The 13,838-nt window shown below is 72.2% G+C and carries 10 protein-coding genes; 2 read left to right on the plus strand and 8 right to left on the minus strand.

All coding sequences use genetic code 11. The features are described 5' to 3' along the window. The first annotated feature begins 13 nt into the window (after positions 1 to 13). Positions 14 to 718 (plus strand): TetR/AcrR family transcriptional regulator, encoded by a 705-nt coding sequence (locus tag IO36_RS05720; RefSeq protein ID WP_037616989.1) that lies wholly within the window; start codon positions 14 to 16, stop codon positions 716 to 718. On the opposite strand, the gene IO36_RS05725 is transcribed toward IO36_RS05720, so the two are convergent. From IO36_RS05725 to xylB, 8 genes are all read right to left on the minus strand, one after another. Then, complete coding sequence (locus tag IO36_RS05725; protein WP_037616751.1) at positions 715 to 1,929, minus strand: metallophosphoesterase; 1,215 nt, start codon at positions 1,927 to 1,929, stop codon at positions 715 to 717. The genes IO36_RS05720 and IO36_RS05725 overlap by 4 nt on opposite strands. 191 nt (positions 1,930 to 2,120) lie before the next feature. Continuing rightward, positions 2,121 to 3,644 (minus strand): aldehyde dehydrogenase, encoded by a 1,524-nt coding sequence (adh, locus tag IO36_RS05730; protein WP_037616753.1) that lies wholly within the window; start codon positions 3,642 to 3,644, stop codon positions 2,121 to 2,123. Positions 3,645 to 3,934: 290 nt separating this feature from the next. Then, complete coding sequence (locus tag IO36_RS05735) at positions 3,935 to 5,236, minus strand: GAF domain-containing protein (RefSeq protein WP_037616755.1); 1,302 nt, start codon at positions 5,234 to 5,236, stop codon at positions 3,935 to 3,937. Between the two features lie 135 nt (positions 5,237 to 5,371). After that, positions 5,372 to 5,971 carry an N-acetylmuramoyl-L-alanine amidase gene (locus IO36_RS05740; protein WP_037616757.1) on the minus strand — a complete coding sequence of 200 codons (600 nt, stop codon included), beginning with the start codon at positions 5,969 to 5,971 and terminating at the stop codon, positions 5,372 to 5,374. A 279-nt stretch (positions 5,972 to 6,250) separates the two neighbouring features. Further along, a complete protein-coding gene (locus tag IO36_RS05745; RefSeq protein ID WP_037616759.1) occupies positions 6,251 to 7,264 on the minus strand; it encodes an acetamidase/formamidase family protein in 1,014 nt (337 codons plus the stop codon). Continuing rightward, positions 7,261 to 8,745: an APC family permease gene (locus tag IO36_RS05750; protein WP_037616761.1), complete on the minus strand. Its 1,485-nt coding sequence runs from the start codon at positions 8,743 to 8,745 to the stop codon at positions 7,261 to 7,263. Before IO36_RS05750 ends, IO36_RS05745 begins: the two co-directional genes overlap by 4 nt. Positions 8,746 to 9,048: 303 nt before the next feature. Continuing rightward, on the minus strand, positions 9,049 to 10,257 hold the full coding sequence (locus IO36_RS05755; RefSeq protein ID WP_037616763.1) for an ROK family transcriptional regulator: 1,209 nt from the start codon (positions 10,255 to 10,257) through the stop codon (positions 9,049 to 9,051). A 163-nt stretch (positions 10,258 to 10,420) separates the two neighbouring features. After that, positions 10,421 to 11,866, minus strand: coding sequence for a xylulokinase (gene xylB / locus IO36_RS05760; protein ID WP_037616765.1), 1,446 nt, complete (start codon positions 11,864 to 11,866; stop codon positions 10,421 to 10,423). A 198-nt stretch (positions 11,867 to 12,064) separates the two neighbouring features. Between xylB and xylA the strand changes: the two genes are divergently transcribed. Beyond that, complete coding sequence (gene xylA / locus IO36_RS05765) at positions 12,065 to 13,231, plus strand: xylose isomerase (RefSeq protein WP_037616767.1); 1,167 nt, start codon at positions 12,065 to 12,067, stop codon at positions 13,229 to 13,231. The last annotated feature ends 607 nt before the right edge of the window (positions 13,232 to 13,838 follow it).

Here is a 13,838-nt window from a genome sequence, read left to right on the forward strand (position 1 = left end):
GGAGGACGAGGCGATGAACGAGGGGGAACAGCCGGCGCGGCGCGCCAGCGACCGTGGGCGTTACGGTCGGCTCAGCCGGGAACGGGTGCTCGCCAGCGCGTTGCAGCTGGTGGACGAGGAAGGCCTGTCGGCGCTCAGCATGCGGCGACTGGGATCCGCGCTCGGCGTCGAGGCCATGGCGCTCTACCGGTACGCACCCAGCAAGGACGCCCTGCTCGACGGGCTGGTGGAGGCGCTCTACCTCGAACTCGAGGAGAAGCTGACGCCCGCGGCGGAGGAGGAGCCGGACTGGCGGGAGCGGCTGCACCGGGCCGCCGGGGCCATGTACGAGGTGTGTCTCGCCCATCCCCAGGCGGTTCCGCTGCTCGCCACCCGCATGCTCGCGGTCCCGCTGGCCCGCCGGCCGAGCGCGGTGCTGCGGGACCACGAGCGGGTGCTCACCCTGCTGCGGGCGGCGGGATTCGACGAACCCAGCACGGCCGCCCTCTTCCGCGCCTACTCCGCCTGGCTGCTCGGATACGTCTCCGTGGAAGTGCAGCCGATGGTGGACAACCCGGACGAGTCCGATCCCGCCTTCCGACTCGGTCTGCACCATCTGTCGCCGCGGGAGCTGCCGACCCTGCGCGAGAGCGCGCCCGCGCTCGCGGAGCGGGGTGGACCGGAGGGACTCGCGGAGGGCCTGGACGCGCTCCTGGACCGTTTCGGCCGGCCTTCCTAGGCGTCCGCCCGCGGGGAGCGGAGGACGAGCAGGGTGATCTCGCTGGGGGCGAAGACGCGGAACGGCGGGCCCCAGAAGCCGGTGCCGCGGCTGGTGTAGAGAAGCGTGCGGGCGCCGTGACGGCTCAGGCCCGCGACGGCGGGCTGGTCGATGCGGACCAAGTAGTGGAACGGCCAGATCTGACCGCCGTGGGTGTGCCCGGAGAGCTGGAGGTCGATGCCGGCCGCCGCCGCCCGGTCGATGAACTTGGGCTGGTGGGCGAGGAGCAGGACGGGCAGGTCGGGGTCGGCGCCGCTCAGGGCTCCGTCGAGGTGGGCGCGGTGGCCCGCGAGGCCCGAGGACTCGGCGGTGACGTCGTCCACGCCGGCGACCACGAGGGTGTCGCCGCCGCGTTCGAGCAACAGATGGCGGTTGCGCAGCGGCTCCCAGCCCAGCTCGTCCATCAGGTCGACCCAGCCCTGGGCCTCGCTGTAGTACTCGTGGTTGCCGGTCACGTACACCCGGGCCCGGGTGGCCCGTACGGTACCGAGCGGGAGGGCCTGGGCGCGGCGGCGTTCGGCCGTGCCGTCCGCGATGTCGCCGGTGTGGCAGACCACGTCGGCCTCCAGCGTGTTCACTGTCTCGCACACCCGCTCCGACCAGCGTGCGCGATCGAGCGGGCCGTAGTGGGTGTCGGTGATGAGGGCGACCCTGAGGCCGTCCAGGCCGGTGCCCAGCCGCGGGAGTTGTACGTCGAGCCGGCGCACCCGGGGCACGCGGCGGGCCTCGGTGTATCCCCAGGCCAGCAGCACGGCGGATATGCCGAGGACGGCCCAGGTGACGAGGCGGGCCCGGTCCTGGCCGTCTCCGACGCCGGCCACGGTCAGGGCGAGCCGCAGGAGGACCCCGAGCAGCACGGACCAGGTGAACAGGACCCAGCTGGTGCCCAGCAGGGTGTCGCCGACGATCGCCAACCGGTCCTGCTGGCGCCGGCCGTGGCCGCGCACCATCGAGATCGGCATGCCGACGAGGCCGAGGACGAACAGCGCGGTGCCGGCCGCGGTGACGGCCGCCGGCCAGTGCTGGCCGCCGTACAGGAGTACCCAGCAGGGCACCGACCACAGCAGGACGGGGGCGATCAGGGGGATGAAGCGCATCAGCCGGTGCAATCGGCTCGGCCGTGGGGCGCGCGCCTCGTCCTCGGCGGGTCGGGTGTCGCTGGTGTCGGTCACGCTTTCCCTCTCTGACCGGGCGTCCGTCTCGCGCACAGTATCCGCCCGCCCTCGGACCGTCCGGACGGGTGTTCAAGGGTACGCGCAGCCTCAGGCCGGAGGGCCGCCACCGCCGACGAAGGGCGCCCGACCCGGCGACTTCCGGGTCGGGCGCCCTGCTCGTGGGTCTACTCGTGGGTCTACTCGTGGGTCTAGAAGAAGCCGAGCTTCTTCGGCGAGTAGCTGACCAGCAGGTTCTTCGTCTGCTGGTAGTGCTCCAGCATCATCTTGTGGTTCTCGCGGCCGATGCCGGACTGCTTGTAGCCTCCGAACGCGGCGTGCGCCGGATAGGCGTGGTAGCAGTTCGTCCAGACCCGGCCGGCCTGGATGGCGCGCCCGGCCCGGTAGGCCGTGTTGACGTCCCGCGTCCACACGCCGGCGCCGAGCCCGTACAGGGTGTCGTTCGCGATCTTGATGGCGTCGTCGAAGTCGTCGAAGGACGTCACCGAGACGACCGGGCCGAAGATCTCCTCCTGGAAGATCCGCATCCGGTTGTCGCCCTCGAAGATCGTCGGCTGGACGTAGTAGCCGCCCTTCAACTCCCCGTCGTGCTCGATGCGCTCACCGCCGGTGAGCACCTTCGCGCCCTCCTGCCGGCCGATGTCCAGGTAGGAGAGGATCTTCTCCAACTGGTCGTTGGACGCCTGGGCGCCGATCATCGTGTCCAGGTCGAGGGGGTTGCCGGGCTTGATGAGTTCGGTGCGGGCGACCGCCGCCTCCATGAACTCGCGGTAGTGGCCGCGCTGGACGAGAGCGCGCGAGGGACATGTGCACACCTCGCCCTGGTTGAGCGCGAACATCGTGAAGCCCTCGAGCGCCTTGTCGCGGAAGTCGTCGTTCTGCGCCCACACGTCGTCGAAGAAGATGTTCGGCGACTTGCCGCCGAGTTCCAGCGTGACCGGCTTGATGTTCTCCGAGGCGTACTGCATGATCAGCCGCCCCGTGGTGGTCTCGCCCGTGAACGCCACCTTCGCCACCCGCGGGCTGGAGGCCAGGGGCTTGCCCGCCTCCACGCCGAAGCCGTTGACGATGTTGACGACGCCCGGCGGGATCAGGTCCGCGATCAGGCTCATCAGGTAGTGGATGGACGCCGGTGTCTGCTCGGCCGGCTTGATGACGACCGCGTTCCCCGCCGCCAGCGCCGGAGCGAGCTTCCACACCGCCATGAGAATGGGGAAGTTCCACGGGATGATCTGCGCCACCACGCCCAGCGGCTCGTGGAAGTGGTACGCCACGGTGTCGTCGTCGACCTCGCTCAGCGAACCCTCTTGAGCGCGGACGGCCCCCGCGAAGTAGCGGAAGTGGTCGATCGCGAGCGGGATGTCCGCAGCCAGCGTCTCGCGGACCGGCTTGCCATTCTCCCACGTCTCCGCGACCGCCAGCTTCTCCAGGTTCGCCTCCATGCGGTCGGCGATCTTGAGCAGGATGTCGGCGCGCGCGGTCACCGAGGTGCGTCCCCACGCGGGTGCCGCCGCGTGGGCCGCGTCCAGTGCGCGCTCCACGTCCTCGGCGGTGCCGCGCGCGACCTCGGTGAACGGCTGCCCGTTCACCGGGCTCGGGTTCTCGAAGTACCCCCCGCGGGCCGGCGCCACGTACTCGCCGCCGATGAAGTGGTCGTAACGCGCCTGGTAGGAGACGATCGCGCCTTCGCTGCCGGGCGCCGCGTAACGGGTCATGCTGGTTGCCTCCCGGAGAAGCGCTGCCCGCCGTCGGGCAGCTCTCGCCGCGAGGCTAGGAACCCGGACGTTGCAACGACGTTGCGCGCCCGGAACCGTGGGAGGCCAGGGCGCCAGGGACCTTGGGAGGCCGGGGCGCCCGGAACCGTGGGAGAGCGCGGCGCCCGGAACTGTGGAGGCCACGACCGTCGGAACCGTGGGAGGCCGGAGCGCCCGGAGCCGCGGCCCCGTTCCACGGAGCGGTCCACCGCCGCCCCGCCAGTCCTGTCGGCGAGGCGCCCTCCGCGGTGTCAATGCGGCCGCGGCCGCACCCTGACCTCGCGTGCGGCGTGCGCCCATCCCGCCGGTGCGCCCTGCTCGGACTCCAGCTCCGCCACCCGCGCGTGGACGGCCGCCGCGGGGCGCAGCGCCGACAGCGCCCGCCAGACGTCGAGATCGTCCTCGCCCCACGGCGCCCGGACCCAGTCGGCCAGCAGATCCGGGTCCCGCCGGGTGATGACCGCCGTCCGCAGCCCGTCGGCCAGCCGTCGCCGCAGCCGCACCACCGCCGGTGCCGTCGAACCCGGCAGCAGCGGACCGGAGTACACCGCCGCGGCCGCCGTCACCGCGCCGCTGCCGAGCCGCCGCTCCAGCATCGCCACATCGGACTCGACCGGCCGGGTGAGCCGGTAGGGACGCGAACCGAGCAGCCCCGGACCGAGGATCCGGCGCAGCCGCGCCAGCTCGGCCCGCAGGGTCACCGGAGTCACCGACTCGTCCTCGTACAGCGCGCACTGCAACTCGTCGCCGGTCAGCCCTTCCGGATGCCGGGCCAGCAGGACCAGGATCTCGCTGTGCCGGCGACTGAGCCTGATCTTCCGTCCGTCGGTGACCAGTTGGGCCTCGTCGCGCCCCAGGGCCGTCAGTTCGAGGGCGTCGGCCATGGCCCGGGGCGGCGCGAGCAGGGCGAGATGGGCCTCGGCGGCCCGCGCCACCGCCTGGACGAACCCGAGGCTGTGCGGATGCGCGAGCCCGTCCCCGCCGGTGATGTCCACCGCCCCGAGCACCCGTCCGGTGCGCGGATCGTGCACGGGCGCCGCCGCACAGGTCCAGGGCTGCACCCGCCGGATGAAGTGCTCGGCCGCGAACACCTGCACCGGACGGTCGACCGCGACCGCCGTCCCCGGTGCGTTCGTTCCGACCGCCGACTCCGACCACCGCGCGCCCGGAACGAAGTTCATCCGCCCGGCCTGCCGCCGTGTCCCCGGGTGGCCCTCGACCCACAGGAGCCTGCCCTGCGCGTCGCACACGGCCAGCAGATGCTCCCCGTCCGCCGCGAACGTCCCCATGAGCTCCCGGAACAGCGGCATCACCTGCGCGAGCGGATGCTCGGCCCGGTAGGAGCCGAGTTCCCCGTCCATGAGTTCCACCCTCGCGGTGTCCTCCGGGACGACGCCCGCTCGCGCCGACCGCCGCCACGACTCCGCCACCACGCCACGAACCGGCCGCGGCACCGTACCCGCCTCGGTGAACGACTCGTACGCGCGGCGCAGCAGCCGACCCCGCTCGGCGGGATCGGTCCCCGGTTCCAGGGCCACCCAAGGATCGGTCAACTCGGCCTCCCGGAAGGCGATGCGGCTGGGTCCATCGTCACTCCCGGTGCGGGCCTGGACAACCCGTGTGACGTTCCCCTTCCGCCCGGTGCCCCCCCTGGGTCCCGGCCCGCCTCGCCGCGAGGCCGTTCCCGCTCAGGCGAAGTTGACGAGCCGGATGTACCGCGTCCAGTCCCAGTTGGGCCCCGGATCGGTGTGGTCGGTGCCCGGCACCTCGTAGTGCCCGATGATGTGGGCGCGGTCCTTGGGGATCCCGTACTGGTCGCAGATCGCGGCCGTGAGCCGCGCCGACTCCTCGTAGAGGGCGTCGGTGAAGTACGCGGGCCGGTCCACCCAGCCCTCGTGCTCGATGCCGATGCTTCTGGTGTTGTAGTCCCAGTTGCCCGCGTGCCAGGCGACGTCCCGCTCCCGCACGCACTGGGTGACATGACCGTCTGCCGACCGCACGAGGTAGTGCGCGGACACCTTCTTCGCCGGATTCTGGAAGATGGACAGCGTCGTGGCGTACGTGGCCTGGGTGACGTGGATGACCACATAGTCGAGGTCGTAGCTGTAGGGGCGGTCGGAGGCCGTGTAGTTGGAGCCGGTCGCCGGATACCAGTCGGCGCCCGGGTAGTCGACGGCCGACGGCTGTGCGGCCGCCTTGACGTCGGGAAGCAACGCGTAGGGGAGGGCCGCGAGGGCTGCGCCCTTGAGCAGCCGCCGTCGGCTCGGGAACGACCGTGCTCGCTCCATGGATCTGGGCCTTTCATCGGTGGGGGGTGTGGGGCCTTTTGGTGTGGGGCTGTCGGGTGTGGGGCCGTGAACACACGGCCTTTGCTCGGGCGTTCTAGGCGTTCTAGGCGTTCTGGGTGAGCCGGGCGTGCTGGCTGTTTGCGGCGTGCTGGGTGTGTTGGCTGTTCCCGGTGTTCCCGGTGTGCCGGATGGGACGAGCGAGGCCGCGGACGGATTCGGGCCCGGTGAAGCGTGGCCCGCGTGGCCTGCCCGGCCCGAGTGACCCGGGTGGCCGTGCGGTCAGTGCCGCAGGGCCGCGGCCGTCTCGCGCAGCCGGGCGTGCAGACCACGATGGGTCTCCCGCGCGGGCAGCCACTCCTTGCGCAGCTTGGCGACGCACGTGTAGTTGGTGTCGCAGACGTTCGCGAGCGGAGACTCGACGGTCTGTGTCGCGAACTGGTAGGCGTCCAGCTCGCTGAACCCGTAGTCCCGCACCAGCCACTGCACGAGGTCGAGCTGGGATATCCGGAAGGCGTCCTCGAGCGGGCGCGCGGAACCCGTCGAGATGATGTGGGTGTCGGACTCGATGCGGGGCCAGGGAGTGGCGACTCCCTTGAGGAGTTCGACGATCACCACCGTGTTCATCGCGCATTCGACCGCGACGCCGCACGTCTCGCCCTCGCCCTGGCGCGCGTGTCCGTCGCCCAGGCTGAGCAGGGCGCCTTCGACGTTCACCCCGAGATAGCAGGTCACTCCCGCGCGCATCTCCGGCGTGTCCATGTTCCCGCCGTGCGCGTCGGGCACCAGCGCGGACCGCACCTCCAGGTTCGCCGGCGCGACCCCCACCGTGCCGTGCATCGGATCCATCGGCAGTTCGATCCGGATGTCGCTGTCCCGCGCACTGAACTGCGCCGTCCGCCGCTCCCGGTCGAGCTGCCAGATCCACACGGTCTCCGGCAACGGCGGCTGCAGGGAGGCCGTGGTGTGGGTCGAGGTCAGGGCGCCGAAGAGGGGGACCGTCGTCGACGCGGCCCAGTCTCGGGCCGGCTCGATCGAGACGAAGTGGACCGCGACCGTGTCCCCCGGCTCCGCCCCCTCGACGTAGAACGGACCGGTCTGCGGATTGAGGAACGGGAACTCGCAGACCTCGGAGACCAAGTCCTTCTCCGAGCGCACCCGCCCGGCGAAGCAGTCCTCGGTGTAGAGATCGAGCACGGTGCCCGGCGCGATCCGTGCGACGGGTGGTGCGCCGCCGAAGGTCCAGGCGAACTCGCCCGGCGCGGGACGTAAGGTCAGGACCCGGGGGTCGCTCATGGCTGTACGGCTCCGCTCTGTGAAGGGGCGGGGGACGAGGTCTCGTCGAGGTGGACACGGGCGGTCTCGGCTATGCGCCCGGGGTGGCGGCGCAGCAGGAAGATCAATATCACGGCACCGGCCGCCATCCAGGCACCCACGACCGGCCCGGCGTACGAGACGGGTGGGGTCAGTTCGGTCACGAAGTCGAAGACCGGCAGCCCCGCGGCCGTCAGCAGCGCCGGAACGAACGCGACGATGCCGAGCAGCGGGAACACCAGATGCCGGACGGGACGCAGCAACGCGCGTCTGCGGCGCAGGAAATAGCCCGCACAGGCGAGGTTGACCACGATGTACACGCCGATCACCACGGTCACGATCACCGTCGCGAGGAGCAGGAACGCGGTGACCGGGTCGTACGCGAGACCGAGGCCCAGCATGACCGCCACTGCCACGGCGCACTGGACGGCCACCCCGGCCGCGGGGGAGCGGTGTCTCGGGTGCACGCGCGCGAAGAGGGCGGGGAGCACCCGGATGCGGGCCAGGGCGAAGGCCGTTCGGGTGGAGACCGTGGCGCAGGCGTTGGCATTGGCGATCGTCGAGTTGATCACCGCCAGGAACACGAGCACCCAGAACAGACCGAAAGACGCTCGCGCCACTCCTTCCCAGGAGCCTGCGCCCGACGCCCCGAACTTGGCGAACCTGTCGGGGCCGAAGTAAACCGACATGGCGTACGTCGTGAGCACGTAGACCAAGCCGATCGCCAGGGCCGCGCCGAGGACGGCCCGGTGCATCGTGCGGCGCGGGTCCTTGGTCTCCTCCGCCAGCGGGGCCGCCGCCTCGAACCCGGCGAAGGCGAGCACCGTGTACACCGAACCCGCGAACACCCCGCTGATCCCGTCGTAACCCTCGGCCGTGTGGGACGTCCCGAACACCGACAGGGTGTTGTCCCCGCCGGCCCGGACGATGAGCCACACCGCGAAGACGACGAAGACCAGCACCTCGAAGACGCCGAGGACCGTTCCGAACCGGGCCGACGCGCGCACTCCCCAATAGCCCGCCACCGCGATGACCACCGCGCCCGCGAGCGACCAGGGCCACCAGAGGTCCTCCGGATAGGAGGACCACTCCTGGTGCAGCGTGCCCGCCGTGGTGAACCCGAGCTGGAGGAGGAGCAGAGGCGGGACCAGGGCTTCGACGAACACATAGCCCCAGCCGACGAGGAATCCGACGGCAGGATGCAGGCCCTGCGCGGTGTAGGTGGCCACCGAGCCCGCGGCCGGCATCTCCCGCGCCAGCTCCGCGACGCACGACGCGGTGAAAAGACAGGCCACCAGGGCGATCAGTACGGACAGTGGCAGACTCCCGCCCGCGAACGCCGCTCCGGACGGAATGGACGCGGCGACCGCCGCGGCCGGCGCCATCGCCGTGATGCTCTGGAACAGGACCTCGCGCAGGCCGATCGCCTCACGCCGCAGACCCGGAACCGCCCCCTCCGACATCTGAACCCCCCGATCCGACCGGAACACAGCCACCGGCAGGACGGCTGCGCCTCGCGTGAATTACGGTACGGCGCTTGCCGGTTGGGCTGGAAGGGTCGAGCGCGAGTCCGTGGACGGCACGCGGGAAGTGGACAACGCGCCCATCCGTGAGGGTGAACGTTGTGAACGTCCTCCGGGCGGTGGGCCGTGTGAGCCGTGTGTCCGGCGGTTTGCTCAGCCCCTTGAGGGCCCGGCGGTTCGCTCCGCCCTCGCGGTGGGGCGGGGGCGATTCGCCCCACCCCCGCGAGGGGCCCGGCGTTCCGCCTACGCCCGCACGGCGAACGCGGCCGGATCGTCGAGCACCGCCCGTACCACCGAATGTGCCGCACCGAGCAGAGGCCCCTCCGATCCCAGCCGGGAGACGGACACGGGGCAGGCGGGGCCCGCCGTGCGCCGGTCCAACTCGTCCTCCAGCGAGGGGAGCAGCCAGGGCGCGAGCCCGGCGAGGGCACCGCCCAGCACGACCGTCTCCGGGTCCAGCAGGTTGACCGCGCCGGTCAGGGCGATGCCGAGCGCGGTCCCGGCGTCGCGCAGGGCACGGCGTACGTCCGGATCGCCGTCGGCGGCCCGCTGCGACAGCAGACCGACGCGGTCCTCGCCCGGTCCGAGCCCCGCGGCCCGCAGGACGGCCTCCTCGCCCGCGTACTGTTCGAGGCACCCGCGTCCTCCGCACGGGCACTCCGGTCCGTCCGGGCGCACCGGGACATGTCCCAGCTCGCCGGCGAACCCGCGGGTGCCGCGCAGCAGCCGCCCGTCCACGAGCACCGCGGCGCCGATGCCGATCTCCGCGGACACGTGCAGGAAGTCACGCGGGGTCGCGTCCCCGAGCCACAGTTCCGCCAGTCCGCCGAAGTTCGCCTCGTTGTCCACGGTCAACGGCCATTCGGCGGGCAGCAGTTCGCCGAGGTCGGTGTCGTGCCAGTCGAGATTCGGGGCCTGGACCACGGTCCGGGCGTCACGGGCCACGAGGCCGGGGACGGCGACGGCGACGCCCGCGGGCCACAGCCCCTCCTGGTCGGCCTCGGCGACGACCTGGCGCACCAGCGCGGTCAGTTCCCGGATCACGGGACCCGCCGGCCGGCCGCGGTTCGTGCCGTGGCGCACGGCTTTGGCCCGCACGGCGCCCCGGAGATCCACGGCGCACACAGCGAGATGGTCGACGCCCACCTCCGCGCCGATCCCCGCGGGACCGTGTCCGCTGACGGCGAGTGCCGAGCCGGGCCGTCCCACCCTGCCCGGCCGTTCGGGCCCCAGTTCATCGAGGAATCCCGCGCGGATCAGCTCGTCGACCAGGGTGGACACGGCCGCCCGTGTCAGACCGATGTGGGAGGCCACGGCGGCCCGCGACAAGGGTCCCTCGTCGCCTACGGTGTGCATGACCCGGGCGAGGTTGCGGCGGCGCATGGCCTGCTGGGTGTCGGGCAGTCGCCGGCCGGAACCGGTCGGATGGGCCTCGTGCAGCGGTGCGGTCATGCTTGCGTCGATCCTCGTCCGGCCGGTACCGCCGGCCTGTCTCGGTGCCCGTCCCCACGGGCGGTCCCGCGTCGAGCGGTGCTCACCGGGCCGCCCCGGCCGCCGTCGCTCGCATGGGACCCGGTGCCCCGCGTGAGAGCCGGGACGGCACGCTCCGGCCCCGTCAGTTCCTGTTCGGCTCCCGTTCGAGCAGCGGGGCCGCGTCGGAGAGTACCCCGGTGATCCGTGCGAGGGTCTCCTCGTCCCGCTCCACGGCCTCCAGCACCGGCCCCCGGGCGGTTCCCCAGCGCCGGGCGACCGCCGCCGGGTCCTCGCCCGTCAGCAGGCCGGCCGCCTGCGCCGCGGCCCCGAGCGCGACCAGTTCCCTGGCCTCGGGCACCTGCACGGGCCGTCCCGAGAGCCGGCGCACGGTCTGCTGCCAGGCCTTGCCCCGCGCCCCGCCGCCGATCAGCAGCAGGGGTGCCGAGCGGTCCGCGTCCGCGTCCAGAACCAGATCGAGGGCGCCCAGCAGGGAGTGCACGGCGCCGTCGTACGCGGCCTGGAGGAGCTGGCCGCCCGTCGTGTCGTGCCTGAGCCCGTGCAGCAGTCCCGAGGCGTGCGGCAGGTTCGGGGTGCGCTCGCCGTCCAGGAAGGGGAGCACCGTCGCCGACGAGCCGGGTTCGACGGCCTCGCGGTCGAGGCCGAGCAGCGCGGCGAACCGGTCCACGGCCAGCGTGCAGTTCAGCGTGCAGGCGAGCGGGAGCCAGTCGCCGCGCGCGTCCGCGAACCCCGCCACCGTGCCGGTCGGATCGGCCGGGCGGCGCGTCGACACGGCGTACACGGTCCCCGAGGTGCCGAGGCTCACCACCGGCGTGCCGGGGCGCAGCCCGAGACCGAGCGCTGCGGCCGCGTTGTCCCCGGTTCCGGCCGCCACCAGGGTGCCCTTGGAGAACGGCAGCTCACCCCTGGCGTGCACCGTTCCCACCACCTCACCCGGGCGGGCGACGCGGGGGAGGAGCGCGGGGTCGAGACCGATGTGCGCCAGGACCTCCTCGTCGTAGGCCTCGCTGCCCGAGGCCCACCAGCCGGTGCCCGAGACGTCGCCGCGGTCGGTGGTGCCCAGCCCGGTGAGCCGTTCCGTGAGGTAGTCGTGGGGCAGTCGCACCGCGGCTGTCGCCCGGACGGCGTCGGGCTCGTGCTCGGCCAGCCAGGCCCACTTCGTGGCCGTGAAGGACGCGGCCGGCACACTGCCGGTCCGCTCGGCCCAGGACTTCGGGCCGCCGAGTTCCTCGACCAGCCGACGGGCCTGCGGCGCCGAGCGCACGTCGTTCCACAGCAGGGCGGGCCGTACGGGCTCGCCGCGCGCGTCGAGCGTCACGAGGCCGTGCTGCTGCCCGCCGACGGACACCGCCGCCGCCTCGTGGGCGGCGTCACCGCACTGGCGCAGGGCCTCACACAGCGCGTCCCACCACTGACGGGGGTCGCTCTCGCGGCCCGCCCCGGTGGAGACGGTGTGCGGCGCCTGCCCGCTCGCCACCACCTCTCCCGTCGACGCGTCGACGACCAAGGCCTTGGTGGACTGGGTGGACGAGTCCACCCCGACGACGAGCGGACCCTCGGCTGCTGACATCGGGCTCTCCCTCTTCCGCGGCTCCGCGGGATCTGTGCTGGTCACGGGGGTTTCCAGACCGCAGAGGCCCGGGTCCCGCAGTTCGTCCCTGGACCGATGTGACCAGGTTTCCTACTTCGTCTCTTCCCAGAGATGCGTCCGCATACTAATTTGTAAACCGCCATGACGAAATAGTCGGAGCTAGCAAGGAGCCGCGGCATGAACTACCAGCCCACCCCCGAGGACAGGTTCACCTTCGGACTGTGGACCGTCGGCTGGCAGGGAAGGGACCCCTTCGGCGACGCCACCCGGCGTGCCCTGGACCCGGTCGAGTCCGTACAGCGACTGGCCGAGCTCGGCGCCTACGGAGTGACCTTCCACGACGACGACCTGATCCCCTTCGGGTCCTCGGACAGCGAGCGCGAGTCCCACATCAAGCGGTTCAGGCAGACCCTGGACGCCACCGGCCTCAAGGTGCCGATGGCCACCACCAACCTGTTCACCCACCCCGTCTTCAAGGACGGCGCGTTCACCTCGAACGACCGTGACGTGCGCCGCTACGCGCTGCGCAAGACCGTCCGCAACATCGACCTGGCGGTGGAGCTCGGCGCCGAGACGTACGTCGCCTGGGGCGGCCGTGAGGGAGCCGAGTCCGGGGCCGCCAAGGACGTGCGCGTCGCCCTCGACCGGATGAAGGAGGCCTTCGACCTCCTCGGCGAGTACGTGACCTCGCAGGGCTACGACCTGAAGTTCGCGATCGAGCCCAAGCCGAACGAGCCCCGCGGCGACATCCTGCTCCCCACCGTCGGCCACGCCCTCGCCTTCATCGAGCGCCTGGAGCGTCCGGAGCTCTACGGCGTCAACCCGGAGGTCGGCCACGAGCAGATGGCCGGGCTGAATTTCCCGCACGGCATCGCGCAGGCCCTGTGGGCGGGCAAGCTATTCCACATCGACCTCAACGGCCAGTCCGGGATCAAGTACGACCAGGACCTGCGGTTCGGCGCGGGCGACCTGCGCTCCGCGTTCTGGCTCGTCGACCTCCTGGAGAGCGCCGGATACGCGGGCCCGAAGCACTTCGACTTCAAGCCGCCGCGGACCGAGGACTTCGACGGCGTGTGGGCGTCCGCCGAGGGCTGTATGCGCAACTACCTGATCCTGCGTGAGCGCGCGGCGGCCTTCCGGGCCGACCCGGAGGTCCAGGCGGCGCTGCGCGCCTCGCGTCTGCACGAGCTGGCGCAGCCCACCGCCGAGGACGGCCTCGCGGCGCTGCTCGCCGACCGGGCGGCCTTCGAGGACTTCGATGTCGAGGCAGCGGCCGCGCGCGGAATGGCCTTCGAGCAGCTGGACCAGCTGGCGATGGACCACCTCCTGGGCGCGCGCGGCTGACCGGACCGCTTCCGAGGGAACGGACCCGCCTTCCGGCGGCGGGTCCGACCCGCTCCTTGCCGCACCCCGGCCCGCGCGCGGACATTACCGGAATCGTGTGATCCATGGCATGAGTCCGTATCAACTTCCGCACAGGGGTCGCGCGATGACCGGATTCGAGGCGACTCTTGGCGGTATGGCCATGCCGCCGGAACCGCCTCAGCCCCCGCGGCCGCGGGGAGAGACGCACCCCTCCGAGGGTGATGCCCAAGGCCCGCGCTCGGAGGGCCACGCCACTCCGCCGTCTCGTGGGTACGGTCCGCCGTCCCCGGGCGGCTACGACCCACCGTCCTCGGGCGGTGGGTATGGCCCGCCCACCTCCAGCGGGTACGACCCACCGTCCTCGGGTGGGTATGGCCCGCCCACCTCCGCCGGGTACGGGCCGCCGTCCTCCGGTGGTTACGGCCCACCGTCCTCCGGTGGTTACGGGCCTCCGCCGGGCGGTTTCGGTTCTTCTCCGGGGAGCGACGGTTCTCCCTCGTGGGGCCACGGCTCGCCGGCGCAAGGAGGTGGCTTCCCTCCTGGGCAGGGTGACGGGGGATGGCCGCCGCCTCCTCCGTCCGGGCCG

The sequence above is a fragment of the Streptomyces aureus genome, assembly GCF_000725495.1.
GTDB classification, from domain to species: Bacteria; Actinomycetota; Actinomycetes; order Streptomycetales; family Streptomycetaceae; genus Streptomyces; species Streptomyces aureus_B.

What these genes read in the sequence shown, in the direction of transcription:
- xylB (WP_037616765.1), bottom strand. Translation starts at nt 11,866, where the DNA reads ATGTCAGCAGCCGAGGGTCCGCTCGTCGTCGGGGTGGACTCGTCCACC.
- IO36_RS05750 (WP_037616761.1), bottom strand. Translation starts at nt 8,745, where the DNA reads ATGTCGGAGGGGGCGGTTCCGGGTCTGCGGCGTGAGGCGATCGGCCTG.
- xylA (WP_037616767.1), top strand. Translation starts at nt 12,065, where the DNA reads ATGAACTACCAGCCCACCCCCGAGGACAGGTTCACCTTCGGACTGTGG.
- adh (WP_037616753.1), bottom strand. Translation starts at nt 3,644, where the DNA reads ATGACCCGTTACGCGGCGCCCGGCAGCGAAGGCGCGATCGTCTCCTAC.
- IO36_RS05720 (WP_037616989.1), top strand. Translation starts at nt 14, where the DNA reads ATGAACGAGGGGGAACAGCCGGCGCGGCGCGCCAGCGACCGTGGGCGT.
- IO36_RS05745 (WP_037616759.1), bottom strand. Translation starts at nt 7,264, where the DNA reads ATGAGCGACCCCCGGGTCCTGACCTTACGTCCCGCGCCGGGCGAGTTC.
- IO36_RS05755 (WP_037616763.1), bottom strand. Translation starts at nt 10,257, where the DNA reads ATGACCGCACCGCTGCACGAGGCCCATCCGACCGGTTCCGGCCGGCGA.
- IO36_RS05740 (WP_037616757.1), bottom strand. Translation starts at nt 5,971, where the DNA reads ATGGAGCGAGCACGGTCGTTCCCGAGCCGACGGCGGCTGCTCAAGGGC.